Annotated in this window: 22 protein-coding genes and 5 tRNA genes; 21 read left to right on the plus strand and 6 right to left on the minus strand. The window is 63.6% G+C overall.

Annotated features, from left to right (window positions below):
- Positions 1–36: 36 nt before the first annotated feature.
- The 5 genes from V9K84_RS02935 (at position 37) to V9K84_RS02955 (ending at position 4,224) form a co-directional block, all read left to right on the plus strand.
- Positions 37–825 carry a TatD family hydrolase gene (locus V9K84_RS02935; protein ID WP_054915805.1) on the plus strand — a complete coding sequence of 263 codons (789 nt, stop codon included), beginning with the start codon at positions 37–39 and terminating at the stop codon, positions 823–825.
- A 434-nt stretch (positions 826–1,259) separates the two neighbouring features.
- Entirely contained in the window at positions 1,260–1,898 is a 639-nt protein-coding gene (locus V9K84_RS02940) for a TetR/AcrR family transcriptional regulator (RefSeq protein WP_054915804.1), read from the plus strand.
- A gap of 105 nt (positions 1,899–2,003) precedes the next feature.
- Positions 2,004–2,972 (plus strand): radical SAM protein, encoded by a 969-nt coding sequence (locus V9K84_RS02945; protein WP_043862869.1) that lies wholly within the window; start codon positions 2,004–2,006, stop codon positions 2,970–2,972.
- A 78-nt stretch (positions 2,973–3,050) separates the two neighbouring features.
- Positions 3,051–3,653, plus strand: coding sequence for a DUF4823 domain-containing protein (locus V9K84_RS02950; protein ID WP_043862868.1), 603 nt, complete (start codon positions 3,051–3,053; stop codon positions 3,651–3,653).
- A 10-nt stretch (positions 3,654–3,663) separates the two neighbouring features.
- Entirely contained in the window at positions 3,664–4,224 is a 561-nt protein-coding gene (locus tag V9K84_RS02955; RefSeq protein ID WP_043862867.1) for a DUF1285 domain-containing protein, read from the plus strand.
- Positions 4,225–4,348: 124 nt separating this feature from the next.
- Here V9K84_RS02955 and V9K84_RS02960 read toward each other — a convergent pair.
- A tRNA-Asn gene (locus tag V9K84_RS02960) sits at positions 4,349–4,424 on the minus strand.
- Positions 4,425–4,485: 61 nt separating this feature from the next.
- Positions 4,486–5,682: an amino acid aminotransferase gene (locus V9K84_RS02965; protein WP_043862866.1), complete on the minus strand. Its 1,197-nt coding sequence runs from the start codon at positions 5,680–5,682 to the stop codon at positions 4,486–4,488.
- 294 nt (positions 5,683–5,976) lie between these two features.
- On the opposite strand from V9K84_RS02965, the gene uvrB reads away from it, so the two are divergent.
- Entirely contained in the window at positions 5,977–7,992 is a 2,016-nt protein-coding gene (gene uvrB, locus V9K84_RS02970; protein ID WP_088514325.1) for an excinuclease ABC subunit UvrB, read from the plus strand.
- A gap of 103 nt (positions 7,993–8,095) precedes the next feature.
- Here uvrB and V9K84_RS02975 read toward each other — a convergent pair whose 3' ends face one another.
- Entirely contained in the window at positions 8,096–9,586 is a 1,491-nt protein-coding gene (locus V9K84_RS02975) for an MDR family MFS transporter (protein WP_173925078.1), read from the minus strand.
- Positions 9,587–9,635: 49 nt separating this feature from the next.
- Positions 9,636–10,676 (minus strand): HlyD family secretion protein, encoded by a 1,041-nt coding sequence (locus V9K84_RS02980; protein ID WP_043862863.1) that lies wholly within the window; start codon positions 10,674–10,676, stop codon positions 9,636–9,638.
- A 143-nt stretch (positions 10,677–10,819) separates the two neighbouring features.
- Between V9K84_RS02980 and gltX the strand changes: the two genes are divergently transcribed.
- The 10 genes from gltX to V9K84_RS03030 all read left to right on the plus strand — a co-directional run bounded on the left by gltX (position 10,820) and on the right by V9K84_RS03030 (position 16,676).
- Positions 10,820–12,301, plus strand: coding sequence for a glutamate--tRNA ligase (gene gltX, locus V9K84_RS02985; RefSeq protein WP_088514326.1), 1,482 nt, complete (start codon positions 10,820–10,822; stop codon positions 12,299–12,301).
- A gap of 297 nt (positions 12,302–12,598) precedes the next feature.
- Positions 12,599–12,674: transfer RNA gene (locus V9K84_RS02990), tRNA-Ala, on the plus strand.
- Between the two features lie 78 nt (positions 12,675–12,752).
- Positions 12,753–12,828 (plus strand) — tRNA-Glu (locus V9K84_RS02995).
- A gap of 53 nt (positions 12,829–12,881) precedes the next feature.
- Positions 12,882–12,957: transfer RNA gene (locus V9K84_RS03000), tRNA-Ala, on the plus strand.
- 44 nt (positions 12,958–13,001) lie between these two features.
- Positions 13,002–13,077: transfer RNA gene (locus tag V9K84_RS03005), tRNA-Glu, on the plus strand.
- Between the two features lie 161 nt (positions 13,078–13,238).
- On the plus strand, positions 13,239–13,778 hold the full coding sequence (locus tag V9K84_RS03010) for a TetR/AcrR family transcriptional regulator (RefSeq protein ID WP_078479730.1): 540 nt from the start codon (positions 13,239–13,241) through the stop codon (positions 13,776–13,778).
- A 14-nt stretch (positions 13,779–13,792) separates the two neighbouring features.
- Positions 13,793–14,626, plus strand: coding sequence for an alpha/beta fold hydrolase (locus V9K84_RS03015; RefSeq protein ID WP_088514327.1), 834 nt, complete (start codon positions 13,793–13,795; stop codon positions 14,624–14,626).
- Positions 14,627–14,670: 44 nt separating this feature from the next.
- On the plus strand, positions 14,671–15,108 hold the full coding sequence (locus tag V9K84_RS03020; protein ID WP_043862859.1) for a thioesterase family protein: 438 nt from the start codon (positions 14,671–14,673) through the stop codon (positions 15,106–15,108).
- A 49-nt stretch (positions 15,109–15,157) separates the two neighbouring features.
- Entirely contained in the window at positions 15,158–16,117 is a 960-nt protein-coding gene (locus V9K84_RS03025) for a tRNA-dihydrouridine synthase family protein (RefSeq protein WP_088514328.1), read from the plus strand.
- Positions 16,118–16,232: 115 nt separating this feature from the next.
- The gene (locus V9K84_RS03030; protein WP_043862857.1) at positions 16,233–16,676 is read left to right on the plus strand and encodes an Hsp20 family protein; all 444 of its coding nucleotides are present in this window, start codon (positions 16,233–16,235) and stop codon (positions 16,674–16,676) included.
- A 110-nt stretch (positions 16,677–16,786) separates the two neighbouring features.
- Here V9K84_RS03030 and V9K84_RS03035 read toward each other — a convergent pair whose 3' ends face one another.
- Positions 16,787–20,083 carry a PAS domain S-box protein gene (locus tag V9K84_RS03035; RefSeq protein WP_088514329.1) on the minus strand — a complete coding sequence of 1,099 codons (3,297 nt, stop codon included), beginning with the start codon at positions 20,081–20,083 and terminating at the stop codon, positions 16,787–16,789.
- A 62-nt stretch (positions 20,084–20,145) separates the two neighbouring features.
- On the minus strand, positions 20,146–21,024 hold the full coding sequence (locus tag V9K84_RS03040; RefSeq protein ID WP_043862855.1) for a LysR family transcriptional regulator: 879 nt from the start codon (positions 21,022–21,024) through the stop codon (positions 20,146–20,148).
- A 142-nt stretch (positions 21,025–21,166) separates the two neighbouring features.
- On the opposite strand from V9K84_RS03040, the gene leuC reads away from it, so the two are divergent.
- The 5 genes from leuC to asd all read left to right on the plus strand — a co-directional run bounded on the left by leuC (position 21,167) and on the right by asd (position 26,368).
- Positions 21,167–22,600 (plus strand): 3-isopropylmalate dehydratase large subunit, encoded by a 1,434-nt coding sequence (gene leuC, locus V9K84_RS03045; RefSeq protein WP_043862854.1) that lies wholly within the window; start codon positions 21,167–21,169, stop codon positions 22,598–22,600.
- Entirely contained in the window at positions 22,597–23,241 is a 645-nt protein-coding gene (gene leuD, locus V9K84_RS03050) for a 3-isopropylmalate dehydratase small subunit (RefSeq protein WP_043862853.1), read from the plus strand. The genes leuC and leuD overlap by 4 nt, the downstream gene beginning before the upstream one ends.
- Before the next feature lie 44 nt (positions 23,242–23,285).
- Complete coding sequence (locus tag V9K84_RS03055; RefSeq protein ID WP_043862852.1) at positions 23,286–24,053, plus strand: class I SAM-dependent methyltransferase; 768 nt, start codon at positions 23,286–23,288, stop codon at positions 24,051–24,053.
- Between the two features lie 55 nt (positions 24,054–24,108).
- On the plus strand, positions 24,109–25,191 hold the full coding sequence (leuB, locus tag V9K84_RS03060; protein ID WP_043862851.1) for a 3-isopropylmalate dehydrogenase: 1,083 nt from the start codon (positions 24,109–24,111) through the stop codon (positions 25,189–25,191).
- A gap of 64 nt (positions 25,192–25,255) precedes the next feature.
- Positions 25,256–26,368 (plus strand): aspartate-semialdehyde dehydrogenase, encoded by a 1,113-nt coding sequence (gene asd / locus V9K84_RS03065; protein WP_043862850.1) that lies wholly within the window; start codon positions 25,256–25,258, stop codon positions 26,366–26,368.
- The last annotated feature ends 25 nt before the right edge of the window (positions 26,369–26,393 follow it).

Raw genomic sequence — 26,393 nt, forward strand, 5'->3', positions numbered from 1 at the left:
TTTCGATCCTCCATTTTCAGTGTTGTCATTACGCCCATGCTTGTAGATTCCCATTGCCACCTCGACCGTCTCGACCTCGCCGCCCATGGTGGCTCCCTGGATGCCGCGCTGGATGCCGCGCGGGCACGGGGCGTCGGGCATTTCCTGTGCATCGGCGTAAGTGCCGACAATGCGGCCCAGGTCAGGGCGCTGGCAGCGCGCTACCCTGATGTGGACTGCTCGGTCGGCATCCACCCGCTGGACCTGGCGCCAGGCGAAGCGCCGGCGCTGGACTGGCTGCTCGGCGAACTGAACCACCCCGAGGTGGTGGCCATTGGTGAGACCGGGCTGGACTATCACTACGAACCCGAGGCTGCACAGTTGCAACAGGCATCGTTTCGGCTGCACCTGGAGGCGGCCAGGCTCACCGGCAAGCCGGTGGTCATCCACACCCGTGCGGCGCGCGCCGATACCCTGACCCTGCTGCGCGAGGCGGCATTGCCGCAGGCAGGCGTGCTGCACTGCTTCACCGAAGACTGGGAGATGGCCAAGGCAGCGCTGGACCTGGGGTATTACATTTCGTTGTCGGGGATTGTCACGTTCCGCAATGCCGACGCGTTGCGTGACGTGGCGCGGCAGGTGCCGGCAGATCGTTTGCTGGTAGAGACCGACTCACCGTACCTGGCGCCGATTCCGCACCGCGGCAAGCCGAACTTGCCGGAGTATGTGCGTGACGTGGCGGAGTTCATCGCGTTGGTGCGGGGGGAGCGTTACGAGCAGCTGGCGCAACAGACCACCGAGAACTTCAGGCGTCTGTTCCCCCTGGCGCGGGTGCGGGTGGCCTGACCCCGCTGCGCGGGCGCCGTGGCGGTCGCGCGGGCAAAAAAAACCCGGGTTCTGGGGGGGAATCCGGGTTAAGACCATTAGGAGTAAAACAAAGGCGAGCGGTCCGTGTTCACCCTTATCGGCGCGTCACTTGGGGGGATGCGTCGCGCCAACACCTCAAGTATTGGTCAGGTTCGCCGCGATTCCACCAAGGGTTGATCGTTTTTTAAACAGATTTGGAATACGTGCGGCCCTGCTGAGCACGCATTGCTCTGCCGTGCGCCTGACCGCCTGGATTGCACGTCTGGGGCAGGGGGAAGGGGAGGTCCGCTTCGGGCAACCGGGTCGCCGGCCTGTTCAAACTCATCAAGAAACATAGGCATGCGCGGATGATCCGTGCATTTTTGCGCAAGTTAGGCATAATAACGGGCTTCGATTTTGATCCAGTCCTTCTTATGCAGAAAGAACCTCGTAAGGTCCGTGAGTTTCGTCGCCGAGAGCAAGAGATTCTCGATACCGCGCTCAAGCTGTTTCTCGAACAGGGTGAAGACAGTGTCACCGTCGAGATGATCGCTGACGCCGTGGGTATCGGCAAAGGCACGATCTACAAGCACTTCAAGTCCAAGGCGGAGATCTACCTGCGCCTGATGCTCGACTACGAGCGCGATTTGAACGAACTGCTGCACTCTGCCGATGTGGATCGCGACAAGGAGGCCCTGTCGCGTGCCTACTTCGAATTCCGCATGCGCGACCCGCAGCGCTACCGCCTGTTCGACCGCCTCGAAGAGAAGGTGGTCAAAGGCAACCAGGTGCCGGAAATGGTCGAGGAGCTGCACAAGATCCGTGCCTCCAACTTCGAGCGCCTGACCCTGCTGATCAAGGGTCGCATCACCGAGGGCAAGCTCGAGGACGTGCCGCCGTATTTCCACTACTGCGCAGCCTGGGCCCTGGTGCATGGCGCGGTGGCACTGTATCACTCGCCGTTCTGGAGCAATGTGCTGGAGGACCAGGAAGGCTTCTTCCAGTTCCTCATGGACATTGGCGTGCGCATGGGCAACAAGCGCAAGCGCGACCCGGAGCCATCTGGCAGCTGAATGCTCGCTGGCGCCGTGCAGGCATATACTCAGGTAAGAGGCTTGCAAAAAACTGATTTCTGAGTCAGGTTTTGCAGGCCCGATTCACACTTGCCGGAGTGCTCCATGATCGTCGACCGTCAAGGCAGACGTTTTCGCAACCTGCGCGTCAGCCTCACCGCGGCGTGCAACTATGCCTGCACCTATTGCGTGCCGGACGGCAAGCGTCTGGTCGCAGCGCAGGATGAGCTCTCGGCCCAGGCCATGGTGCGTGGGGTGGCCTGGCTGATCGAAGCTGCCGGTATCGAGCGCCTGCGTATCACCGGTGGCGAACCCCTGGTCAGTCCCAAGCTCGAAGCCTTCCTGGCTGGCGTGTCGGTGCTCGGCCTCGATGACATCGCCCTGACCACCAATGGCCAGTTGCTCGCGCGCAAGCTGCCATTGCTGCTGGATGCCGGCATCCGGCGCCTGAACGTCTCCCTTGATACCCTCGACGCCGATGCCTTTCGCGGGATCTCCCGTGGCGGGGATCTGGCCAGCGTGCTCGATGGCATGCACAAGGCCAGCGACGCCGGCATGAAGATCAAGGTGAACATGGTGCCACTGCGCGGGCGCAACCTCGATCAGGTGCTGCCGCTGCTCGACTACTGCCTGGCCCGTGGCTATGAACTGCGCTTTATCGAACTGATGCGCATGGGGCACCTGGCCAGCGACCACAACGCTTTCCTGCAGCAGTTCGTGAGCCTGGAGCAGTTGCTGCAACTGATCGGCGAGCATCACGAGTACGCCCAGGCCGATGCGCCAGTGGACGCCACTGCATTGCGCTACCGGGTGCCGGGGCAAGGCCACTTCGGCGTGATCGCCAACGAAAGCGTGCCGTTCTGCCGAACCTGCTCGCGCCTGCGTCTGTCTTCTACCGGGTGGCTGCATGGCTGCCTGTCGTCGAGCAACCGGCATTTCATCGGTGACCTGCTCGACAAGCCGCGCCACCAGGCGTTGCCGGCCTTGCAGGGCATGTTGATGAAGGCCCTGGGCGACAAGCAGGCCGTGGCTTTTTCAGGCGGTGCCACGGTGATGAAGATCATCGGCGGTTGAGCCATACCCTCCAGCTGGCGCAAAACCTGCATCTGGCGGCTGTTCGCCGGTTTTCCGTCACCGGCTTCTGGAGGAAAGATGCGTAGCCTGGTTCTGCTGCTGGCGCTGATGGCGCTGGGTGGCTGCATGAATGTGAGCGATATGGGCGAAGGTGTGCGCTACCACATGAGCGACGCCGGCCTGCTCGACCATAGCGAAACCCGCCGTTCGTTGTCGGTGCGCCTGCAGCCCGACTCGTTCGTCTTCATCGGTCAGGGCGTGTTCGTGCCGCCGGGCAATGCCTATCCGCGGCCCAACGTGGTGGCCGAGGAAGCCTTCAAGGCCTTTGTCGAGTACTTCCCGCTGGTGCGACGTGCCGAGGGTCCGCTGGGGCTGGAGGATGCCTTGTCCCAGGCGCGCGACGTGGGCGCGCATTACCTGCTGTATGCGCGTTTTGCCAAGGCCGACAACCGTATCGGCAATGGTGACGAGTGGTACGACGAGCAGGCGGTGGACCGCCTGGGTGTCGACACCGGAAGAATTCAGCTGATGCTGATCGAAACCAGTACCCGCTATCTGATCGATACCGTGAGCATCCGCAGCCGTGGCGGTTTGCTGACGTTCCACGACAATCAGCCGCAGGATTTGATTGCGGCACCGCTTGAGGATTACGCTCGCAGTTTGTTGGGCATGAGCCGCTGAGGAGCAGATGATGGTGGATACCGGCAAGGCCAATGACCTGTTGGCGCAACTCCCGAAGGTCGGCAAAGGTCCGGCGCCGGTCCACCTGTGGAATCCGGACTTCTGCGGCGACATCGACATGCGAATCGCCCGCGACGGTACCTGGTACTACCTGGGCACCCCGATTGGTCGCAAGCCGATGGTGCGTCTGTTCTCCACCATCATCCGTCGCGACGGGGATGACTACTTTCTGGTCACGCCTGTGGAAAAGGTCGGAATCCAGGTCGATGATGCGCCGTTCGTGGCGGTGCTCATGGACGTGCAGGGCAGTGGTGAGCAGCAGGTGCTGCGCTTCACCAGTAATGTGGAGGATGTGGTCGAGGCCGGGCCCGAGCACCCGCTGCGTTTCGTGATCGACCCGCTGACACAGGAGCCTTCGCCTTACGTGCACATGCGCAACAACCTCGAGGCGCTGATCCATCGCAGCGTGTTTTACCAGCTGGTAGAGCTGGCTGTAACACGTGACATCGATGGGCAGCCATGGCTGGGCGTATGGAGTGCGGGGCAGTTCTTTCCGATCGGGCAGCAATAGCCTGTCGCAGCCTGTATCGCCAGGCAGCCCTGGTCCGGGCTGAATACCAAAACGAAAAAACCCGCCAAAAGGCGGGTTTTTCGAGTATTTCAGAGGCTGTGCAAGCACGCTCTGAAACGATGTTTGGCTCCGCGACCAGGACTCGAACCTGGGACCCAATGATTAACAGTCATTTGCTCTACCGACTGAGCTATCGCGGAATCTGGGGCGTATCTTACTGATTGCTAAGGGGAAGTCAAGCTCCCCCTGAGCAATCAGGTGTTACAGGACCTCGACGATCGCCTTGGTCACCACGTGAATGTTGTTCTGGTTCAACGAGGCGACGCAGATACGACCGGTATCCAGAGCATAGATCGCATGCTCGTCCTTCAGGCGTGCCACCTGCTCGACGGTCAGGCCCGAGTAGGAGAACATGCCGCACTGACGCCCGACGAAGCTGAAGTCCTGCTGTGCGCCGTACTGGGCCAGCAGCTCGACCATCTGCTTGCGCATGCCGTGGATGCGCTGGCGCATCTCGGCCAGTTCCGCTTCCCACATTGCGCGCAGCTCGGGGCTGTTGAGCACGGTGGCGACAATGGTCGCGCCGTGGGTCGGCGGGTTGGAGTAGTTGGTGCGGATCACGCGCTTGACCTGCGACAGCACGCGAGTGGCCTCTTCCTTGGACTCGGTGACGATCGACAGGGCGCCGACGCGCTCGCCGTACAGCGAGAACGACTTGGAGAACGAGCTGGAGACGAAGAAGTCCAGGCCCGATTCGGCGAACAGGCGCACGGCAGCGGCGTCTTCGGCGATGCCCTGGCCAAAGCCCTGGTAGGCCATGTCCAGGAACGGGATGTGACCCTTGGCCTTGACCACCTCGAGCACGTTGTTCCAGTCGGCCGGGGTCAGGTCGACGCCGGTCGGGTTGTGGCAGCAGGCGTGCAGTACCACGATCGAGCCGGACGGCAGCGCGTTCAGGTCCTCGAGCATGCCGGCACGGTTGACGTCATGGGTGGCGGCGTCGTAGTAGCGGTAGTTCTTGACCGGGAAACCGGCGGTTTCGAACAGGGCGCGGTGGTTTTCCCAGCTCGGGTCGCTGATTGCGACAGTGGCATTGGGCGACAGCTGCTTGAGGAAGTCAGCGCCGATCTTCAAGGCGCCGGTACCACCGACGGACTGGGTGGTGACCACACGGCCGGCGGCCAGCAGGGGCGAATCGGCACCGAACAGCAGCTTCTGCACGGCCTGGTCGTAGGCCACGATGCCGTCGATCGGCAGGTAGCCGCGGGAGGCGTGCTGGGCGGCGCGTTGGGTTTCGGCTTCGATGACTGCACGCAGCAGTGGGATACGCCCTTCTTCGTTGCAGTAAACACCAACGCCCAGGTTCACCTTGTGGGTGCGGGTATCGGCATTGAACGCTTCGTTGAGGCCCAGGATAGGGTCGCGGGGTGCCAGCTCGACAGCGGAAAACAGGCTCATTTTTACCTTGGCTCTGAATGGAGAGTGATAGAGGTCGCACGCTCCAGCCGAATGCACTGAAGCGGTGCACAAACGGGGAGTCAGTATAGTGATACCCATCGGTCACGGCGACAGTCTGTCGCAGCTTTTACTGCTGTTTTCGCGAATATTTTTCGACCGTCAGTCGCTTGCGCCGGTCAATACTGTGAAACAGGCCGTGGTTTGCCTTGAAACTGGCGCCGGGCACCGCCAATTGGGTATAAGTACTGTCTGTAAATACAGTTGCCTGTATCCGTTCATTTCCAGGGGTTCACCATGTCCGAGTTTCAACTCGTCACCCGTTTCCAGCCGGCGGGTGATCAGCCCGAAGCCATTCGCCTGATGGTCGAGGGGATCGAGGCCGGGCTGGCGCACCAGACCCTGCTCGGGGTGACGGGTTCGGGCAAGACCTTCAGCATCGCCAACGTGATTGCCCAGGTGCAGCGCCCGACCCTGGTACTGGCGCCGAACAAGACCCTGGCCGCCCAGTTGTATGGCGAGTTCAAGTCATTCTTCCCGAACAACGCGGTGGAGTATTTCGTTTCCTACTACGACTACTACCAGCCCGAGGCCTACGTGCCGTCCTCCGATACCTTCATCGAGAAGGACGCCTCGATCAACGACCATATCGAGCAGATGCGCCTGTCGGCGACCAAGGCGCTGCTGGAGCGGCGTGACGCGATCATCGTCACCACGGTGTCGTGCATATATGGTCTGGGCAGCCCGGAAACCTACCTGAAGATGGTGCTGCACGTGGACCGTGGCGACAAGCTCGACCAGCGGGCCTTGCTGCGCCGTCTGGCCGACCTGCAGTACTCCCGCAACGACATGGACTTTGCCCGCGCCACCTTCCGTGTGCGCGGCGACGTGATCGACATCTTCCCGGCCGAATCGGACCTGGAGGCCATCCGCATCGAGCTGTTCGATGACGAGGTGGAGAACATCGCGGCCTTCGACCCGCTGACCGGCGAGGTGATCCGCAAGCTGCCGCGCTTCACCTTCTACCCCAAGAGCCACTACGTGACCCCGCGCGAAACCCTGCTCGAGGCCATGGACGGGATCAAGGCGGAGCTCAAGGAACGCCTGGAGTACCTGCACAAGCACAACAAGCTGGTCGAGGCCCAGCGCCTGGAGCAGCGCACCCGGTTCGACCTGGAGATGATCCTGGAGCTGGGCTACTGCAACGGCATCGAAAACTACTCGCGCTACCTGTCCGGGCGTCCGGCCGGCGCGCCGCCGCCGACCCTGTACGACTACCTGCCGCCGGATGCGTTGCTGGTGATCGACGAATCCCACGTCAGCGTTCCGCAGGTGGGGGCCATGTACAAGGGGGACCGCTCGCGCAAGGAAACCCTGGTGGAGTACGGCTTTCGCCTGCCTTCGGCGCTGGACAACCGGCCCATGCGCTTTGACGAATGGGAGTCGGTCAGCCCGCAGACCATCTTCGTCTCGGCCACGCCGGGCAACTACGAGGCCGAGCATGCCGGCCGTGTGGTGGAGCAGGTGGTGCGCCCGACCGGTCTGGTCGACCCCCAGGTGGAGGTGCGTCCTGCCACGACCCAGGTGGATGACCTGCTGTCGGAGATTCGCAAGCGTGTGGCGGTGGAGGAGCGGGTGCTGGTCACTACCCTGACCAAGCGCATGGCCGAAGACCTCAGCGACTACCTGGCCGATCACGATGTGCGGGTGCGCTACCTGCACTCGGACATCGATACCGTTGAGCGAGTCGAGATCATCCGCGACCTGCGCCTGGGCACCTTCGATGTGCTGGTGGGTATCAACCTGCTGCGCGAGGGCCTGGACATGCCCGAGGTCTCGCTGGTGGCGATTCTGGATGCGGACAAGGAGGGCTTCCTGCGTTCGGAGCGCTCGCTGATCCAGACCATCGGGCGCGCGGCGCGCAACCTCAACGGCCGCGCGATCCTGTACGCCGACAACATGACTGGCTCGATGGAGCGGGCGATCGGCGAAACCGAGCGTCGCCGCGACAAGCAGATGGCCTTCAACGAGGCCAACGGCATCGTGCCCAAGGGCGTGGTCAAGGACATCACAGACATCATGGAAGGCGCCAACGTGCCCGGCTCGCGCAGCAAGAAGCGCAAGGGCATGGCCAAGGCCGCCGAGGAGCGCGAGCGTTACGAGGCCGAGTTGCGTTCGCCTGGCGAGATCGCCAAGCGCATCAAGGCGCTGGAAGAGAAGATGTACCAGCTGGCGCGGGACCTGGAGTTCGAGGCTGCAGCGCAGATGCGCGACGAGATCGCGCAGTTGCGTGAGCGACTGCTCACGGTCTGACGGGCCTTTCGCGGGTCAAGCCCGCTCCCACAGGATCACATTGACGCCAAGGGCAATGGAGTACCTGCGGGAGCGGGCTTGCCAGCGAAGACTTCAACGCGGTCTAGTGCGCCTCGCCCGCCTTCAACCCCTGCGGCAGCTTCTTCGTCAACAGCACCGCCACCATGCTGATTGCCAGCCCGATGCCGACAAAATGGAAGGCATCGTTGTACGCCATGATCATCGCCTGCTGATGGGTGATCTCGCTCAGCCTGGCCAGTGCTGCCCCTTCGCTGCCCAGCTTCTCGGTCAGCAAGGTCAGCCGCTCGGCCACTGCGGCATTGGTCGGTACCACCGCCTCGCGCAGGTAGTCGAAATACACCTTGGTGCGCGCATCCAGCAGCGTGGCCAGCAGCGCAATGCCGATGGCCCCGCCCAGGTTGCGCAGGATGTTGAACAGGCTCGACGCCGAGCCTGCGTCCTGCGGCTGGATATAGGCCGTGGCAATCAGCGAGATGGTCACCATGATCATCGGCTGCCCCAGCGCACGGATGATCTGGATATGGTTGAACTGGGTGCCGGCAAAGTCCGGGTTCAATACCCCCGAGCTGAAACTCGCCAGCCCGAACAGCCCGAAGCCGATGGTGCAGAGGATCTTCGGCGAAATCACCTTCATCAGTTGCGGCACCAGCGGGATCAGGAACAGCTGCGGCACCCCCATCCACATGATCACTTCGCCGATCTGCAGGGCGTTGTAGTTCTGGATCTGCGCCAGGTACAGCGGCAGCAGGTAGATCGAACCGTACAACCCCACGCCCATGCCCAGGCTGGCAATGCTCGACAACCCGAAATTGCGGTTCTGCAGGATGCGCAGGTTGATCAGCGGGTTGGGTTTCGAGAACTGCACGATCACGAAGGTAATGAGGCTGACCAGGGCAATGCTGCCCAGGGTGACGATCAGCCCCGACTCGAGCCAGTCCTTGCGATGCCCCTCCTCAAGAAACACCTGCAGGCAGCCAAGCCCGACGCCCAGCGTCAGGATGCCGGTGTAATCGGTGCTTTTGAGCAGCTCCCAGTGTGCTTCCTTCTTCTCCAGGCCGTACAGCAAGCCGCCGATCATGATCAGGCCGGGCGGGATGTTGATGTAGAAGATGTATTCCCAGCCCCAGTTCTCGGTCAGCCAGCCGCCCAGGGTAGGGCCGATGGACGGGGCGAAGGTGGCGGTCATGGCGAACATCGCCATGCCCTTGGCGCGGTGATGCTCGGGCAGCTTGATCAGGGTCAGGGTGAAGGCCAGCGGGATCAGGGCGCCGCCGGTAAAACCCTGCAGGGCGCGGAACACGATCATGCTTTCCAGGTTCCAGGCCATCGAGCACAGCAGCGACGACACCAGAAAACCCGCCGACACCCACACCGCCAGGCGCCGCGCCGACAGCAGCTGCACCAGCCAGGCGGTCAGCGGGATCATGATGATCTCGGCCACCAGGTAGGAGGTGGAGATCCACGAGCCTTCTTCCAGGGTCGCCGACAGGGCGCCCTGGATGTCCTTGAGCGACGAGTTGGTGATCTGGATGTCGAGCACTGCCATGAACGCGCCGAGCATCACGCTCATCACCGCGATCCAGTCGCGCCGGCTGGGTTCGCCGGCGGGACGGATCAGTTGATCACCGGCCATCGGTACGGATATCGACGGTGGCGGTCACCGACATGCCCGGGCGGATCTTGCCGTGCAGCGGGTTGTCGGCGGCGAAGGTCAGCTTGACCGGGATGCGCTGCACGACCTTGGTGAAGTTGCCGGTGGCGTTGTCGGGTGGCAGCAGGCTGAACTGCGCGCCGGAAGCGGCGAACAGGCTGTCGACGCGGCCTTCGATCGGCGTGTCGGGGTAGCTGTCGAACACCAACTCGGCACGCTGGCCGGGCTGCATCTTGCCGATCTGGGTTTCCTTGAAGTTGGCCTGCACCCAGATGTCCTGATCGGGCACGATCGACAGCAGGTAGGCGCCGGCCTGCACGTACTGGCCGTTGCGTGCCGCGCGCTGGCCGATCATGCCGCTGATCGGCGCGCGAATTTCACTGCGGCTCAGGTTCAGCTCGGCCTGGGCCAGGTCGGTGCGGGCGGTGGCGATCTGCGCATCCAGGCGCTTGAGTTCGGCAGCCAGTGCGTTGACCTGCTGGCGTTGACCCTGCAGGTCGGCCTGGGCCTTGCTCACCTGGGAGCGTGCCACGTTGCTTTCGGCCGACAGGGTGGTCACCCGTTCTTCCGAGACAAAGCCTGGCTTCCGCAGCGCCTGTGCACGGTTGAGGTCCAGCTGGGTACGCCCAAGCGTGGCCTGGTTGGCCGACACCTGTGCCTGGCCGGCGGCGATCAGGCTCGCCTGCTGCGTCAGGCGGCTGTCGGCTTGCAGGCGCTCGGCCTCGCGGGTGGCCAGGGTGGCGCGGGCGCGCTCCACGGCAAACTGGAAGTCGTTGCCTTCCAGGCGTACCAGCAGGTCGCCCTTGGCCACATGCTGGTTGTCCTCGACCAGCACCTGCTCGATGCGCGCGCCCAACTGGCTGGAAACCCGGGTGATCTCGCCCTGCACGTAGGCGTTGTCGGTGCTCTCGTAGAAGCGCCCCTTGAAGTACCAGTGGGCCAGAAAGCCCAGGCCGATGAGCAGAACCAGGGTCAGGAAAATCAGCAGGCGACGCTTGAGTTGGGCAGGCATGGGTACGATCGTTCCAAAAATGTAAGCAAATTTAACAAGGTTTGCCTTGGCAAACACAAGCGCCGATCGTGCCCATTGCTGGAGCCGGGTGGCCCCGTGCTGTTAACATCCAGCCTTTGTTTCACCTCTTGTTCGAGACTCTCATGACCACCGTTCGCACGCGTATCGCGCCTTCGCCGACTGGCGATCCCCATGTCGGCACCGCCTACATCGCCCTGTTCAACTACTGCTTCGCCAAGCAGCACGGTGGCGAATTCATCCTGCGTATCGAAGATACCGATCAGCTGCGCTCCACCCGCGAGTCCGAGCAGCAGATCTTCGATGCCCTGCGCTGGCTGGGTATCGAATGGAGCGAAGGCCCGGATGTCGGCGGCCCGCACGGCCCGTACCGGCAGAGCGAACGCGGCGAGATCTACAAGCAGTACGCCCAGCAACTGGTCGATCTGGGCCATGCCTTCCCGTGCTTCTGCACTGCCGAAGAACTGGACCAGATGCGTGCCGAGCAGATGGCCCGCGGCGAAACCCCGCGCTATGACGGGCGCGCCTTGCTGCTCTCGCCTGAAGAAGTGCAGCGTCGCCTGGCCGCCGGCGAGCCCCATGTGATCCGCATGAAAGTTCCGACCGAAGGCGTGTGCGTGGTACCGGACATGCTGCGCGGCGACGTCGAGATTCCGTGGGATCGCATGGACATGCAGGTACTGATGAAGACCGATGGCCTGCCGACCTACTTCCTGGCCAACGTGGTCGATGACCACCTGATGGGCATCACCCACGTATTGCGTGGCGAAGAGTGGCTGCCTTCGGCGCCCAAGCTGATCAAGCTGTACGAGTACTTCGGCTGGGAGCAGCCAACCCTGTGCTACATGCCGCTGCTGCGCAACCCCGACAAGAGCAAGCTGTCCAAGCGCAAGAACCCGACCTCGGTGACCTTCTACGAGCGCATGGGCTTCATGCCCGAAGCCATGCTCAACTACCTGGGCCGCATGGGTTGGTCGATGCCGGACGAGCGCGAGAAGTTCTCGCTGGCCGAAATGGTCGAGCACTTCGACCTGTCGCGAGTGTCGCTGGGCGGCCCGATCTTCGACATCGAGAAGCTGTCGTGGCTCAACGGCCAGTGGCTGCGTGAGCTGCCTGTCGCAGAGTTTGCCGCGCGCGTGCAGAAATGGGCGTTCAACAGCGACTACATGATGAAGATCGCGCCGCACGTGCAGGGCAGGGTAGAGACCTTCAGCCAGATTGCGCCGCTGGGTGGGTTCTTCTTCGAAGGTGCGCTCAAGCTCGACGCCAAGCTGTTCGAGCACAAGAAACTGTCGGCCGACCAGGTGCGCCAGGTGATCCAGCTGATCCTGTGGAAGCTCGAGGGGCTGCGCCAGTGGGAGAAGGATCGCATCACCGGCTGCATCCAGGCGGTGGTCGAGGCGCTGGAGCTCAAGCTGCGTGACGCGATGCCGCTGATGTTCGCCGCGATTTCCGGCCAGGCCAGCTCGGTGTCGGTGCTCGATGCCATGGAGATCCTCGGGCCGGACCTGACCCGCTACCGCCTGCGCCAGGCGCTGGACCTGCTGGGTGGTGTGTCGAAGAAAGAAAACAAGGAATGGGAAAAGCTGTTGGGCACCATTTACTGAGCATTTTTCCCGTAGGAGCCGGCCTTGCCGGCGAACAAAGCGCTGCGGTACCCGGTATTGCGCAGCGCCTGTTTCGCCGGCAAGGCCGGCTCCTGCAAGGGCGAGACCCCCGAGTTTGCGGGGGCTCTCCTGACCCAGGCCGGTAAGTGTTTGTTATCTCGGAAATTTCTTTTGGATTTTGTTGAAAATTTATTTGACAGGTCTTCAATCCGATCTTAATATGCGCCCCGTCCACAGCGATGAACGAAACGAAGCGCGAAGCACCCAGCCAAGCGATTCAGTTCAAAGCGACATTGTGGGGCTATAGCTCAGCTGGGAGAGCGCCTGCATGGCATGCAGGAGGTCAGCGGTTCGATCCCGCTTAGCTCCACCAAATTCCCTATCCGGAGTTGGTCATACAACTCAGGGTTCAACCGGGTTCCAGCAGCCGGGTTGTGTGGTAAGAAGGTTCGTCCCCTTCGTCTAGTGGCCTAGGACACCGCCCTTTCACGGCGGTAACAGGGGTTCGAGTCCCCTAGGGGACGCCAGTTTTACACAAGTGATGTTGCAAGACATCGCTGGGCCGCGAGGCTAGAAATCTGGGGCTATAGCTCAGCTGGGAGAGCGCCTGCATGGCATGCAGGAGGTCAGCGGTTCGATCCCGCTTAGCTCCACCAATTTTGCCAGGGTTCGTGAAAACGAGCCTGCACGAAGGTTACAAGTCCCCTTCGTCTAGTGGCCTAGGACACCGCCCTTTCACGGCGGTAACAGGGGTTCGAGTCCCCTAGGGGACGCCATTTTACCCGCTTTGCGGGATTTCAAGGCTCATTCGATTATTGAATGAGCCTTTTGTTTTTTCCCTCGAAAAAATCTCTTGCGCGCTTGGGCCGCAGGAGAAAGTGCTTGCCAATAAATATTATGAGCATAATATTACCTACATAATATTTGGAGGCCTGCCATGCACGACAAAAAAGCCCAGACCCGCCAGCGCATTTTGGATGCGGCGCGCAGTGCGCTGATCCTTAACGGCCCGGCCGATCCCAGTGTGCAGCAGGTGATGGGCGCTGCGGGGCTCACCGTGGGTGGGTTCTATGCGCATTTCGAGAACAAGGATGCGCTGATGCTCGAAGCCTTTTGCCAGTTGCTTGGCGAGCGCCGGGCCTTGCTGGCACAGGTCGACGCGTCGCTGGACGGGGAGGCGCGTCGTGCCCTGGTGGCGGCCTTCTACCTGTCGCGCAAACACCGCGATGCCGTCGACAGCGGCTGCCCGCTGCCCAGCTCTCTGGGCGAGATCAATCAGTTGCCGGCGACCTTTCGCGCGGTGCTGACCGAGCATATCGAGTTGATGATGGCCAACCTGGCCGACACCCCCGAAGACGCCGACAAAGTGCTGGCCGACCTGGCCCTGATGGTCGGCGGCCTGGCCCTGGCGCGAGCGCTGGGTACCAGCGAATTGTCCGACCGTGTGTTGCGTGCCGCCAAGTCCGCGGTGATCTGATCTGGAGCGACGTGATGAACAGCCTGAGCTGGATTCGTGGTATCAACGCCACTGTTGGACGCCTGGCACCCAATCGGGTGGCCGGGCAGATGCGCCAGGCCTTCATGAGCCCGCGCACCTTGCCGCCACGCGACTGGGAACTGCCGCTGCTGGCGCGTGCCGAGCGCATTACCCTGCGCTTTGGCCTGAGTGCGCTGCGCTGGGGGCAAGGCCCCACGGTGCTGCTGATGCACGGCTGGGAGGGGCGCCCCACCCAGTTCGCCCATCTGATCGAGGCCCTGGTGGCCGCCGGCTATTGTGCGGTGGCGCTCGAAGGGCCGGCCCACGGCCGCTCGCGTGGAAACAAGGCCAACGTGGTGTCGTTCGCCCACGCCTTGCTCGAGGCGGCCGGCGAGCTGGGCCCATTGCACGGGGTGATCGGCCATTCCATGGGCGGTGCCAGTGCGCTGCTGGCCCTGCAGTGGGGGCTGCGTACCGAGGTGGCGGTGAGCATCGCCGCGCCAGCGCGCCTGCTCGAGGTGCTGCGCGGCATGGCGCGGCACCTGGGGTTGCCGGCGCGGGCGCGGGCAGCCTTCATTCGCCAGGTGGAGCGAGAGGTCGGGGTGCCGATCTCGCGCCTGGACGTGGCCGTCTACCAGCTGGAACTGCCCGGTTTCATCGTGCATGCCGAGGACGACCCGCTGGTCGCCGTCAGCGAGGCGCGGCTGATTCATCAGGCGTGGTTCGACAGCCAGCTGCTGCTGTTGCCCCAGGGCGGGCATATGCGTGTGCTGTCCGACCCGCAACTGGTCGACGGCGTGCTTGCGCTGCTGCAACGCAGTGCCCGGCCAGTGCGCCAATCGGCCTGAGCATCCGTTACACTCTGCCCGTTCACTACAGATCGGGAGCGGGCATGAGCTGGGATCGGGCAACGCCATTTACCATCGACCTGCAGGTCGGTGCCGAGGATATCGACGGCCTGGGGCACGCCAACAACGCGGTGTACGTCACCTGGCTCGAGCGCTGCGCCTGGCGTCATTCCCAGCGCCTGGGGCTGGACCTGGCCGAGTACCGGCGCCTGGACCGCGCCATGGCCGTGGTGCGTCACGAGATCGACTACCTGGCCAGCGCCTATGAGGACGACATCCTGCAGTTGGCCACCTGGATCGTCGACTGGGACCAGCGCCTGAAGATGACCCGTCACTTCCAGCTGGTGCGACCAAGCGACGGCACCACCTTGCTGCGGGCGCAGACCACCTTCGTGTGCATCGAGCTGTCCACCGGCAAGCCCAGGCGCATGCCGGCAGAATTCATCGAGGGCTACGGCGCCGCGATGGCCGGAGCCCGATAAGCCACGGTTTTTGCTAGACTGCCGGCCTTTTTCGCGCGAGACCCACGCCATGCAAATTGCCCTGGCCCCCATGGAGGGGCTGGTCGACAACATCCTTCGCGACGTACTGACCCAGGTGGGCGGCATCGACTGGTGTGTCACCGAGTTCATTCGCGTGTGCGACCGGTTGCTGCCGGCGCATGTGTACGAGAAGCTGGCCCCGGAGCTTGGCCGCGGTGCGCAAACCGCCGCCGGCGTGCCTTTGCGTGTGCAGTTGCTGGGCTCCGACCCGGCATGCCTGGCCGATAACGCGGTGCTGGCCTGCGAGCTGGGGGCCCCCGTCATCGACCTCAATTTCGGTTGCCCGGCCAAGACCGTGAACAAGTCCCGCGGCGGCGCGGTGCTGCTCAAGGAGCCCGAGCTGCTGCATGCCATCCTGCGCGAAGTGCGCCGGGCTGTGCCTGCGCATATCCCGGTCACCGCCAAGATGCGCCTGGGCTTCGACAGCCCGGACGGTGCGCTGGACTGCGCCCGCGCCCTGGCCGAAGGCGGTGCCGACCAGTTGGTGGTGCACGCACGCACCAAGGTCGACGGCTACAAGCCGCCGGCGCACTGGGAGTACGTGGCGCGGGTGCAAGAGCTGGTGAAGGTGCCGGTGTTCGCCAACGGCGAGGTGTGGACGCTGGAAGACTGGCGCCGCTGCCGCGAGGTCAGCGGCGTGGAGGACATCATGCTCGGTCGCGGCCTGGTGTCGCGCCCGGACCTGGCCCGGCAGATTGCCGCCGAGCGCCAGGGCATCGAGTTCGTGCCGCTGGACTGGCAGGCACTGCAACCGCTGCTGCAGGACTTCTGGGTGCAGGCCCGGGAACAGATGACCGAGCGTCAGGCACCGGGGCGACTGAAGCAGTGGGTGGCGATGCTGACCCGTACCTACCCCGAAGCCACGGCACTGTTTACCGAACTGCGCCGCGAGACCGACTGTGATCGCGTGGCGCGGCTGCTGGGTATTCCGGTCAGCGAGGCGGCCTGAAAAAATTTTTGTGGTCGATGCTTGAAATGTTAGGGCGGGTCCTTATCTAGGGAGTACGCGATGCCGAAGTCGGGTCGCGCAATCACCAACTCGCTGATATTTCAGGAGATGTACCATGACTACCGCATTTTCTCTGGCTCCACTGTTCCGTCAATCCGTTGGCTTCGACCGTTTCAACGACCTGTTCGAATCCGCGGCACGTAGCGAGTCGGGTAGCACCTACCCACCCTACAATGTTGAAAAACATGGCGAAGACCACTACCGAATCGTCGTTGCTGCAGCTGGCTTCCAGGAAGAGGACCTCGACCTGCAAGTGGAAAAAGGCGTTCTGACCGTCAGTGGCGGCAAGCGTGACAGCAGTGGTGAAAGCGTCACCTACCTGCACCAGGGCATCGCCCAGCGGGCCTTCAAGTTGTCCTTCCGCCTGGCTGACCACATCGAAGTGAAGTCGGCGGGCCTGGCCAACGGTCTGCTCAGTGTCGATCTGCTGCGTGTTGTGCCTGAAGAAGCCAAGGCCAAGCGCATCCCGATCAACGGCGAGAAACCTGCGCTGAACTGAGTGCGGGCTGAGTGAAAGAGGGCACCTTCGGGTGCCCTTTTTTGTGCCCGGTTCGCGCGGCTCTTCACTGCAGGGGCCAGCCTTGCTGGCAACTGCCGTACTGCGGTGTGTCAGTAGTCCGCCGGTGCCTGCAGCAGCATCGCCCTGAACTCGTTCAGCGGCAATGGCCGGCTGTGCAGGTACCCCTGGTACAGATGGCACCCCAGCCGCTCCAGAAACTCCAGTTGCTCCGACAGCTCCACCCCTTCGGCAATCACTGCCAGGTCCAGGCTTCTGGCCATGGCCACGATGGCCTTGACGATCTCTGCATCATTGGGGTCCAGCGGTGCATCGCGCACGAATGACTGATCGATCTTCAGCGCATCCACCGGCAAGCGCTTGAGGTAGGTGAGCGACGAGTAGCCGGTGCCGAAGTCATCCATCGCAAAGCTCACCCCGAACGCCTTCAGCTCGCGCATCTTGCTGATGGTGTCCTCCAGGTTCTGGATCACGATGCCCTCGGTGATCTCCAGCTTGAGCATCTGGTAGGGCAGGCGGTAGTCGTCCAGGCTGCGCCGCACCCGCTCGACGAAATCGTTCTGGCGGAACTGGCGCGGGCTGATGTTCACGCACAGGCTGAAATCCATCGGATCGATCAGCCCGTCCTGCAGCATGCGCGAGCAGGCATCGCAGGCTTCGTCGAGTATCCAGCTGCCCACCTCCAGGATCAGCCCGCTTTCCTCCAGCACCTGGATGAACTGGCTGGGCGGCTGCTGGCCCAACAGCGGATGGTGCCAGCGCAGCAGCACCTCGGCCCCGACGATGCGGTTGTCACGGGCATCCACCTGGGGCTGGAAGTGCAGCGCCAGTTCGCCCCTGGCCAGGGCCATGCGCAGGTCGCTCTCCATGCGCAGGCGTTCACTGGCGGCCTTCTGCATGGTGGTGTGGAACAGTTGCGTGGTGTTGCGACCCGAATCCTTGGCGCGGTACAGCGCAATGTCGGCGCGCTTGAGCAGGTCGGCCGGCGTGGTGCCGTGATCGGGGATCAGTGCCACGCCGATGCTGGGGGTTACCTGCAGGCGCTGGCCGTCCAGCGACATCGGCTCGGCCAGCAGTTCGCGCAAGGTGTCGGCCAGTTGGCGAACCTTGTCGGTGACCTCTTCGCGGCTGCCTTCCAGGCCGCTCAGCAGCACCACGAACTCGTCACCCCCCAGGCGCGCCACGGTGTCCTCCAGGCGCACGCTGGCTTCAAGCCGGGCTGTGATGATCTTGAGCACCGTGTCGCCCACCGGGTGGCCCAGCGAGTCGTTGATGTGCTTGAAGTGGTCGAGGTCGAGGAACAGCAGGGCACCGCGCAGGTTCTGGCGTTTGAGCAGGGCGATCTGCTGGCTCAGGCGATCCATCAGCAGGGCGCGGTTGGGCAGGTTGGTCAGCGGGTCGTGGTAGGCCAGGTGGCGGATCTGCGCCTGGGCATTCTTGAGCTGGCTGACGTCGCGGGCAGTCAGCAGCAGGCAGTCTGTCTCGTTTAGGGTGATCGGCTCCATCGACACCTCCACGGTGAGGATTTCGCCGCGTTTGTTGCGCCCCAGCATTTCGCGGTGGTGCACCCGCCCGCGCTCACGCATTTCACCGAACAGCAGGGTCTGCTGCTTGTCGTCGGCCCACAACCCGATCTGAGCCATGCTCTGGCCGATCACCTCGTCGGCGCTGTAGCCGGTGAGCCGGCAGAAGCCGTCGTTCACCTCCAGGTAGCAGCCACTGTCGCGCTCGGTGATGGTGATGGCGTCGGGGCTGGAGTGGAAGGCCTTGGCGAACTTCTCCTCACTGGCCTTGAGTGCGGCTTCGCCGCGTTGCTGTTGGGTGATGTCGCGCAGGGTGGTGACGCTGCAGGGCTGGTTGTCGACCTTGATCAGGCGGCTGGAAATCACACAGGTCAGGGGCTGGCCATCCTTGTGATTGACCACCACCGCGACATTGTTCAACGCCTGGTCGCGAATCACCTGCTCGATGCGTCGTGCGCGGGCGGCCGATTCGGCCCACAGCCCCAGTTGTTCGGCGGTACGACCCAGTACCTGGTCGGCGCACCAGCCGAAGGTCTGGGTGAACGCCTGGTTGATCTCGATGAACTGGCCGGTGTCCTGGCGGGTGACGCAGATGGGGTCGGGGCTGACCTGGAACAGGCTGGCGAACTTTTCCTCCGAGCTGGTCAGGCGCTGTTCGCGTTCAACCTGTTCGGTGATGTCCAGCAGGGTGCCGGCCATGCGCAGCGGGTTGCCCTGGTCGTCACGGTACAGCCGTGCGCGGCTCTCCAGGTAGCGTGTGGCGCCGTTTTCCAGCTGGATGCGGTAGGTGATCTGGTAGTTGCCCGCAGGGCCTTCGCGCAGGCTGCGATAGGCCTGGCGCATGCCGCTGCGCTCAAGCTCGGGCACGCCTTCGAAAAACGCCTCGAACGACTCGTGGAACGGCACCGGCGCCAGGCCATGCAGTTGTGCCGCGCGGGCCGAGCCGTACAGCATGCCGCTGGGGATGTGCCAGTCCCAGGTACCCAGCTGGGCAGAGTCCAGTGCCAGGTCCAGGCGCTCCTGGCTGTCCTTGAGGGCCTGTTCGGCACGCTTGCGCTCGCTGGTGTCGACGAAAGTACTGAGCAGGTAGGTGACACCTTCGAGTTCGATGGCCTGGGTGCTGAGGATGCCATCGTGGACCTGCCCGCTGCTGGCGCGAAACTGCACTTCCAGTGTCACCGGGCCGTTGTTGCCGCTGGTGGCCTCCAGCACCTGGTCACGCTGCCTGGGGTTGGCCCACAGGCCCAGTTCCAGCGTGGTACGCCCGATCACCTGGGCGCCGGGCCAGCCAAGAATGTTCTCGAAGTGCTGGTTGACCTCATGGATCAGCCCGTCGGCGCGCCGGGTCAGCAGCACCACGTTCGGGCTCAGGTGAAAAAGCGTGGCAAAGCGCTTTTCGGAGTTGATCAGTGCGGTTTCGCGTTCGCGCTGGCGGGTGATCTCGCGCACCACCCCGATCATCTGCAGGCGCCCGTCGCGGTTGGTGGCCAGGCTGCCGTTCACTTCCAGCCAGTGCAGGCTGCCGTCCGGCCAGCGGATGCGATGGCGCAGGGCCTGGTCCACCGGCTCGCCGTTGAGCACTGCATGAAAGGCCTGGCGCATGCGCGCGCGGTCCTCTTCCGGCAGCAGGTCGAGGTAGTCGATGTCGTGGGTCAGCGGTTGATGCGGATCGAAGCCAAACAGCGCCTGGGTGCCTCGTGACCAGTTGATGCGCCCGCTGCCCACATCCCACACCCAGGCGCCAAGGTGCGCACCATTGAGTGCCGCGAGCAACTGCGGCGCACTCTCCCAGGCCTGTTCCAGCTCCTGGGGGTCTGCTGCGTGGATACGGGGAAGGCGCGCAAAACGATTGGCTGACTTGGGCATCGGTACCAGACCTTTGGCGGGTGATACGTCCTTGGTGGCGGGCCGCCCGGGGCAGGGGCGGGCTACGCCGGGCTTGCGTGACTGTCGAGCAGGGCCATGAAGGCTCTGGCCGCATTCGATAACGTTCGTTCCGTGTGCAGAATGTAGCCTAGCTGGCGCGACAGCTGTATGCCCGGCAAGTCGATGGATGCAACCTGCTCATCGAGCATTGTGCGCGGCAGCACACTCCAGGCCAGCCCGATCGACACCATCATCTTGATGGTTTCCAGGTAGTTGGTGCTCATGGCGATGTTGGGGACCAGGCCCTGGGCCTCGAACAGACGCTGCACAATATGGTGTGTGAAAGTGTTGCCGCCGGGGAACACGGCCGGGTGGTGGGCAATGTCCGCCAGGCCCACCGCGCCCTTGCAGGCCAGCGGGTGCTCGGGGGCGACCACGAAATCCAGCGGGTCGTCCCATACCGGCACCGCGCGCACCAGGCTGTGGGGCTCGGGGGCGAGGGTGATCACGGCGATTTCGGCGCGCCCGTGCAGAATTTCCTCGTAGGCCACTTCCGAGTCCAGAAACTGGATGTCCAGAGCCACAGCCGGGTACTGACGGGTAAACGCCCGCAACAGCGGCGGCAGGCGGTGCAGGCCGATGTGATGGCTGGTGGCCAGGGTCAGTCGACCGCTGACCTCGCCGGTGAGGTTGGTCAGGGCCCGCCGGGTGTCGTCCAGCACGTTGAGGATCTGGTAGGCGCGCGGCAGCAGGGCACGGCCGGCTTCGGTCAGGCTCACCTCGCGGCCAAGGCGGTCGAACAGGCGCACATCCAGCTGCTGCTCCAGCCCGGCAATGCGCTTGCTGATGGCCGGCTGGGTCAGGTGCAGGCGCTCGCCGGCACCGGAAAAGCTCCCGGTTTCAGCGATGGCGATGAAGGCACTAAGGTTGGCCAGGTCCACGGAATGAGTTCCTCGGGTTTGGATTCCTGAAAGTTATCCAAAGCATAAAAAATATGAATTTGAGTTATTCAATCTAACCCCATAGCATCGTCCGTACAAGCCAAGGGGTTATTGGCATAGAAAGACTGATGAGGAAAGTCTGATGGCTGGCAAAACGCTCTACGACAAGCTCTGGGATTCGCACTTGGTCAAGCAGCGCGACGACGGTTCGGCGCTGATCTATATCGACCGTCACATCATTCACGAAGTGACGTCGCCGCAGGCCTTCGAGGGGCTGCGCCTGGCCAACCGCAAACCCTGGCGCATCGATGCCAACATCGCCACCCCCGACCACAACGTGCCCACCACGCCAGAGCGCAAGGGCGGCATCGAGGCCATCGCCGACCAGGTGTCGCGCCTGCAGGTGCAGACCCTCGACGAAAACTGTGACGAATACGGCATCACCGAATTCAAGATGAACGATGTGCGCCAGGGCATCGTCCACGTCATCGGCCCGGAGCAGGGTGCCACCTTGCCCGGCATGACCGTGGTCTGCGGCGACTCGCATACCTCCACCCACGGCGCGTTCGGCGCCCTGGCCCACGGCATCGGCACCTCCGAGGTCGAGCACGTGCTCGCTACCCAGTGCCTGGTGGCCAAGAAGATGAAAAACATGCTGGTGCGCGTCGAAGGGCAATTGCCGTTCGGCGTCACTGCCAAGGACATCGTGCTGGCCGTGATCGGCAAGATCGGGACCGCCGGCGGCAACGGGCATGCCATCGAGTTTGCCGGCAGCGCCATTCGCGAGTTGTCGGTCGAAGGCCGCATGACCATCTGCAACATGTCCATCGAGGCCGGTGCGCGGGTGGGCCTGGTGGCCACCGACGAGAAGACCGTTGCCTACGTCAAGGGTCGTCCGTATGCGCCCAAGGGCGAGCAGTGGGACCTGGCCGTCGAAGCCTGGAAAGACCTGGTGTCCGACAGCGACGCGGTGTTCGACACCGTGGTCGAGCTGGACGCGGCGCAGATCAAGCCGCAGGTCAGCTGGGGCACCTCGCCCGAGATGGTGCTGGCGGTCGACCAGCGCGTGCCGGACCCGGCTGCCGAGGCCGACCTGGTCAAGCGCGGTTCCATCGAACGCGCGCTCAAGTACATGGGCCTGAACGCCAACCAGGCGATCACCGACATTCAGCTCGACCGCGTGTTCATCGGTTCTTGCACCAACTCGCGCATCGAAGACCTGCGCGCCGCGGCCGTGATCGCCAAGGGTCGCAAGGTGGCCTCGACCATCAAGCAGGCCATCGTGGTGCCGGGCTCGGGCCTGGTCAAGGCGCAGGCCGAGCAGGAAGGCCTGGACAAGATCTTCCTCGAGGCCGGTTTCGAATGGCGTGAACCGGGCTGCTCGATGTGCCTGGCGATGAACCCGGACCGCCTCGAAAGTGGCGAGCATTGCGCCTCCACCTCCAACCGCAACTTCGAGGGGCGCCAGGGCGCCGGTGGGCGTACCCACCTGGTAAGCCCGGCAATGGCGGCGGCTGCCGCAGTAACCGGTCGTTTTGTCGATGTACGCGAGTTGATCCAAGGGAGCGCAGCATGAAAGCCTTTACCCAGCACACCGGCCTGGTCGCCCCGTTGGACCGTGCCAACGTCGACACCGACCAGATCATCCCCAAGCAGTTCTTGAAGTCGATCAAGCGCACCGGGTTCGGCCCGAACCTGTTCGACGAATGGCGTTACCTGGACGTGGGGCAGCCCTACCAGGACAACAGCAAGCGCCCGCTGAACCAGGATTTCGTGCTCAACCATGCGCGTTACCAGGGGGCCAGCGTGTTGCTGGCGCGGGAGAACTTCGGTTGCGGTTCGAGCCGCGAGCATGCGCCTTGGGCGCTGGAAGAGTACGGCTTTCGCAGCATCATTGCGCCCAGCTACGCCGACATCTTCTTCAACAACAGCTTCAAGAACGGCTTGCTGCCGATCATCCTCGGCGACGAGGAAGTCGACGAGCTGTTCAAGCAGGTTGAGGCGGACCCGGGCTACCAGCTGACCATCGACCTGCAGGCGCAGACCGTGACGCGGCCGGACGGCAAGGTGCTCCACTTCGAGATCGACGCGTTCCGCAAGCATTGCCTGCTCAACGGCCTGGATGACATCGGCCTGACCTTGCAGGATGGCGATGCGATTGCAGCGTTTGAAGCCAGGCACCGTGCTAGCCAGCCCTGGTTGTTTCGCGACGCCTGAATGATGCAGTGATGTGCCGGCCAAGCCGCCCCAGGAGATCCATGATGACCCGCAGCACCGCCCACACCGAAGTCGTCCAGCGCCAGTTCGGCGAACAAGCCTCTGCCTACCTGAGCAGCGCCGTGCATGCCCAGGGTAGCGAATTCGCCCTGCTGCAGGCCGAGCTTGCCGGGCACGCCGACGCCCGCCTGCTGGACCTGGGCTGCGGTGCCGGTCACGTGAGCTTCCATGTCGCCCCGCTGGTGGCCGAAGTGGTCGCCTATGACCTGTCGCAGCAGATGCTCGACGTGGTCGGCGCCGCCGCCATCGAGCGCGGCTTGAACAACATCGTCACCGAGCGTGGCGCCGCCGAGCGCCTGCCGTTCGCCGACGCCTCGTTCGATTTCGTCTTCAGCCGCTACTCGGCGCACCACTGGAGCGACCTGGGCCTGGCCCTGCGCGAGGTGCGCCGGGTGCTCAAGCCCGGCGGCGTGGCGGCGTTCGTCGACGTCATGTCGCCGGGCAGCCCGCTGCTCGACACCTACCTGCAAAGCGTCGAAGTACTGCGCGACACCAGCCACGTGCGCGATTATTCTGCCGGCGAGTGGCTGCAACAGGTCAGCGAAGCCGGCCTGTGCACCCGCAGCCACACGCGCCAGCGCCTGCGCCTGGAATACACCTCGTGGGTGGAGCGCATGCGCACCCCCGAGCCGATGCGTGCGGCGATTCGCCAGTTGCAGCAGGCGATGGGCGACGAAGTTCGCCAGCATTACCAGATAGAAGCCGATGGCTCCTTCAGCACCGACGTGATCGTGCTCTGGGCCCAACGCTGAGTTTTCCCCGGTACGCCAGTGCGGCGCACCGCTTGAATTGAATGATGAGGAACCCATGAGCAAGCAGATTCTGATTCTCCCAGGTGATGGCATCGGCCCGGAAATCATGGCCGAGGCGGTCAAGGTGCTGGAACTGGCCAACGACAAGTTCCAGCTCGGCTTCAGCCTGGCGCACGATGTGATCGGTGGCGCGGCCATCGACAAGCACGGCGTGCCGCTGGCCGACGAGACCCTGGAACGTGCGCGCCAGGCCGACGCCGTGCTGCTGGGCGCGGTGGGCGGGCCGAAGTGGGACAAGATCGAGCGTGATATCCGCCCTGAGCGCGGCCTGCTGAAAATCCGTTCGCAACTGGGCCTTTTCGCCAACCTGCGTCCGGCCATTCTCTACCCGCAGCTGGCCGATGCGTCCTCGCTCAAGCCAGAAATCGTCGCCGGCCTGGATATCCTGATCGTGCGCGAGCTGACCGGCGGCATCTACTTCGGTGCGCCGCGCGGCACCCGCGAACTGGAAGGCGGCGAGCGCCAGGCCTACGACACCCTGCCGTACAGCGAGAGCGAAATCCGCCGCATCGCCCGTGTCGGTTTCGACATGGCCCGCGTGCGCGGCAAGAAGCTGTGCTCGGTGGACAAGGCCAACGTGCTCGCCTCCAGCCAGCTGTGGCGTGAAATCGTCGAGGACGTGGCCAAGGACTACGCGGATGTCGAGCTCAGCCACATGTACGTCGACAACGCCGCCATGCAACTGGTGCGCGCGCCCAAGCAGTTCGACGTGATGGTCACCGACAATATGTTCGGCGACATCCTGTCGGATGAGGCTTCCATGCTCACCGGTTCCATCGGCATGCTGCCGTCGGCGTCACTGGATGCCAACAACAAGGGCATGTACGAGCCGTGCCACGGTTCGGCCCCGGACATCGCCGGGCAAGGCATCGCCAACCCGCTGGCGACCATCCTGTCGGTATCGATGATGCTGCGTTACAGCTTCAACCAGCAGGCGGCGGCCGAGGCCATCGAACAGGCCGTGAGCCTGGTGCTGGATCAGGGCCTGCGCACCGGCGACATCTGGTCGGCGGGCTGCAGCAAGGTAGGTACGCAGGAAATGGGCGACGCAGTAGTCGCAGCGCTGCGGAATCTGTAATCTTTCGGGCCCGCCGCTGGTTTCTTCCAGGCGGCGGCCCACTTTTAGCGAAGGTGTAGTTGCGATGAAACGTGTAGGTCTGATCGGTTGGCGCGGTATGGTCGGTTCCGTGCTCATGCAGCGGATGCTCGAAGAGCAGGATTTCGATCTGATCGAGCCGGTGTTCTTCACTACCTCCAATGTCGGGGGCCAGGGGCCATCCGTGGGCAAGGACATTGCTCCGCTCAAGGATGCGTACAGCATTGAAGAGCTCAAGACCCTCGATGTGATCCTGACCTGCCAGGGTGGCGACTACACCAACGAGGTGTTCCCCAAGCTGCGCGAAGCCGGCTGGCAGGGTTACTGGATCGATGCCGCTTCCAGCCTGCGCATGCAGGATGACGCGGTCATCGTGCTGGACCCGGTCAACCGCAAGGTCATCGACCAGCAGCTGGACGCCGGCACCAAGAACTACATCGGTGGCAACTGCACCGTCAGCCTGATGCTGATGGGCCTGGGCGGCCTGTTCGAAGCCGGTCTGGTCGAATGGATGAGCGCCATGACCTACCAGGCGGCCTCCGGCGCTGGCGCGCAGAACATGCGCGAGCTGATCAAGCAGATGGGCGCTACCCATGCGGCGGTTGCCGATGACCTGGCCAACCCGGCGGCGGCCATCCTCGACATCGACCGCAAGGTTGCCGAGGCCATGCGCAGCGACGCCTACCCGACCGAGAACTTCGGCGTGCCGCTGGCCGGCAGCCTGATCCCGTGGATCGACAAGGAACTGCCCAACGGACAGAGCCGTGAAGAGTGGAAGGCCCAGGCCGAGACCAACAAGATCCTGGGTCGTTTCAAGAACCCGATCCCGGTCGACGGCATCTGCGTGCGCATCGGCGCCATGCGTTGCCACAGCCAGGCGCTGACCATCAAGCTGAACAAGGACGTGCCGATCGCCGACATCGAAGGCATGATCAGCCAGCACAACCCCTGGGTGAAGCTGGTGCCGAACCAGCGCGAGATCAGCATGCAGGAGCTGAGCCCGACCAACGTCACCGGCACGCTGAACATCCCGGTAGGGCGTCTGCGCAAGCTGAACATGGGGTCGCAGTACCTGGGCGCCTTCACCGTGGGCGACCAGCTGCTGTGGGGCGCGGCCGAGCCGCTGCGTCGCATGCTGCGGATCCTGCTGGAGCGTTGATCGCTGCTGCGCGGTAGAACAGGCC

The organism is Pseudomonas sp. AE27 (assembly GCF_037113495.1).
GTDB classification, from domain to species: Bacteria; Pseudomonadota; Gammaproteobacteria; order Pseudomonadales; family Pseudomonadaceae; genus Aquipseudomonas; species Aquipseudomonas palmensis.

Excerpts from the sequence above, each read along its gene's own strand:
- leuB (WP_043862851.1), top strand. The coding sequence starts at position 24,109 with ATGAGCAAGCAGATTCTGATTCTCCCAGGTGATGGCATCGGCCCGGAA.
- V9K84_RS03010 (WP_078479730.1), top strand. The coding sequence starts at position 13,239 with ATGCACGACAAAAAAGCCCAGACCCGCCAGCGCATTTTGGATGCGGCG.
- uvrB (WP_088514325.1), top strand. The coding sequence starts at position 5,977 with ATGTCCGAGTTTCAACTCGTCACCCGTTTCCAGCCGGCGGGTGATCAG.
- V9K84_RS02955 (WP_043862867.1), top strand. The coding sequence starts at position 3,664 with ATGGTGGATACCGGCAAGGCCAATGACCTGTTGGCGCAACTCCCGAAG.
- leuD (WP_043862853.1), top strand. The coding sequence starts at position 22,597 with ATGAAAGCCTTTACCCAGCACACCGGCCTGGTCGCCCCGTTGGACCGT.
- V9K84_RS03025 (WP_088514328.1), top strand. The coding sequence starts at position 15,158 with ATGCAAATTGCCCTGGCCCCCATGGAGGGGCTGGTCGACAACATCCTT.
- V9K84_RS02965 (WP_043862866.1), bottom strand. The coding sequence starts at position 5,682 with ATGAGCCTGTTTTCCGCTGTCGAGCTGGCACCCCGCGACCCTATCCTG.
- V9K84_RS02940 (WP_054915804.1), top strand. The coding sequence starts at position 1,260 with ATGCAGAAAGAACCTCGTAAGGTCCGTGAGTTTCGTCGCCGAGAGCAA.
- leuC (WP_043862854.1), top strand. The coding sequence starts at position 21,167 with ATGGCTGGCAAAACGCTCTACGACAAGCTCTGGGATTCGCACTTGGTC.
- V9K84_RS03015 (WP_088514327.1), top strand. The coding sequence starts at position 13,793 with ATGAACAGCCTGAGCTGGATTCGTGGTATCAACGCCACTGTTGGACGC.
- asd (WP_043862850.1), top strand. The coding sequence starts at position 25,256 with ATGAAACGTGTAGGTCTGATCGGTTGGCGCGGTATGGTCGGTTCCGTG.
- V9K84_RS02980 (WP_043862863.1), bottom strand. The coding sequence starts at position 10,676 with ATGCCTGCCCAACTCAAGCGTCGCCTGCTGATTTTCCTGACCCTGGTT.
- V9K84_RS02945 (WP_043862869.1), top strand. The coding sequence starts at position 2,004 with ATGATCGTCGACCGTCAAGGCAGACGTTTTCGCAACCTGCGCGTCAGC.
- V9K84_RS03055 (WP_043862852.1), top strand. The coding sequence starts at position 23,286 with ATGACCCGCAGCACCGCCCACACCGAAGTCGTCCAGCGCCAGTTCGGC.
- gltX (WP_088514326.1), top strand. The coding sequence starts at position 10,820 with ATGACCACCGTTCGCACGCGTATCGCGCCTTCGCCGACTGGCGATCCC.
- V9K84_RS03020 (WP_043862859.1), top strand. The coding sequence starts at position 14,671 with ATGAGCTGGGATCGGGCAACGCCATTTACCATCGACCTGCAGGTCGGT.
- V9K84_RS02950 (WP_043862868.1), top strand. The coding sequence starts at position 3,051 with ATGCGTAGCCTGGTTCTGCTGCTGGCGCTGATGGCGCTGGGTGGCTGC.
- V9K84_RS02935 (WP_054915805.1), top strand. The coding sequence starts at position 37 with ATGCTTGTAGATTCCCATTGCCACCTCGACCGTCTCGACCTCGCCGCC.
- V9K84_RS03030 (WP_043862857.1), top strand. The coding sequence starts at position 16,233 with ATGACTACCGCATTTTCTCTGGCTCCACTGTTCCGTCAATCCGTTGGC.
- V9K84_RS03035 (WP_088514329.1), bottom strand. The coding sequence starts at position 20,083 with ATGCCCAAGTCAGCCAATCGTTTTGCGCGCCTTCCCCGTATCCACGCA.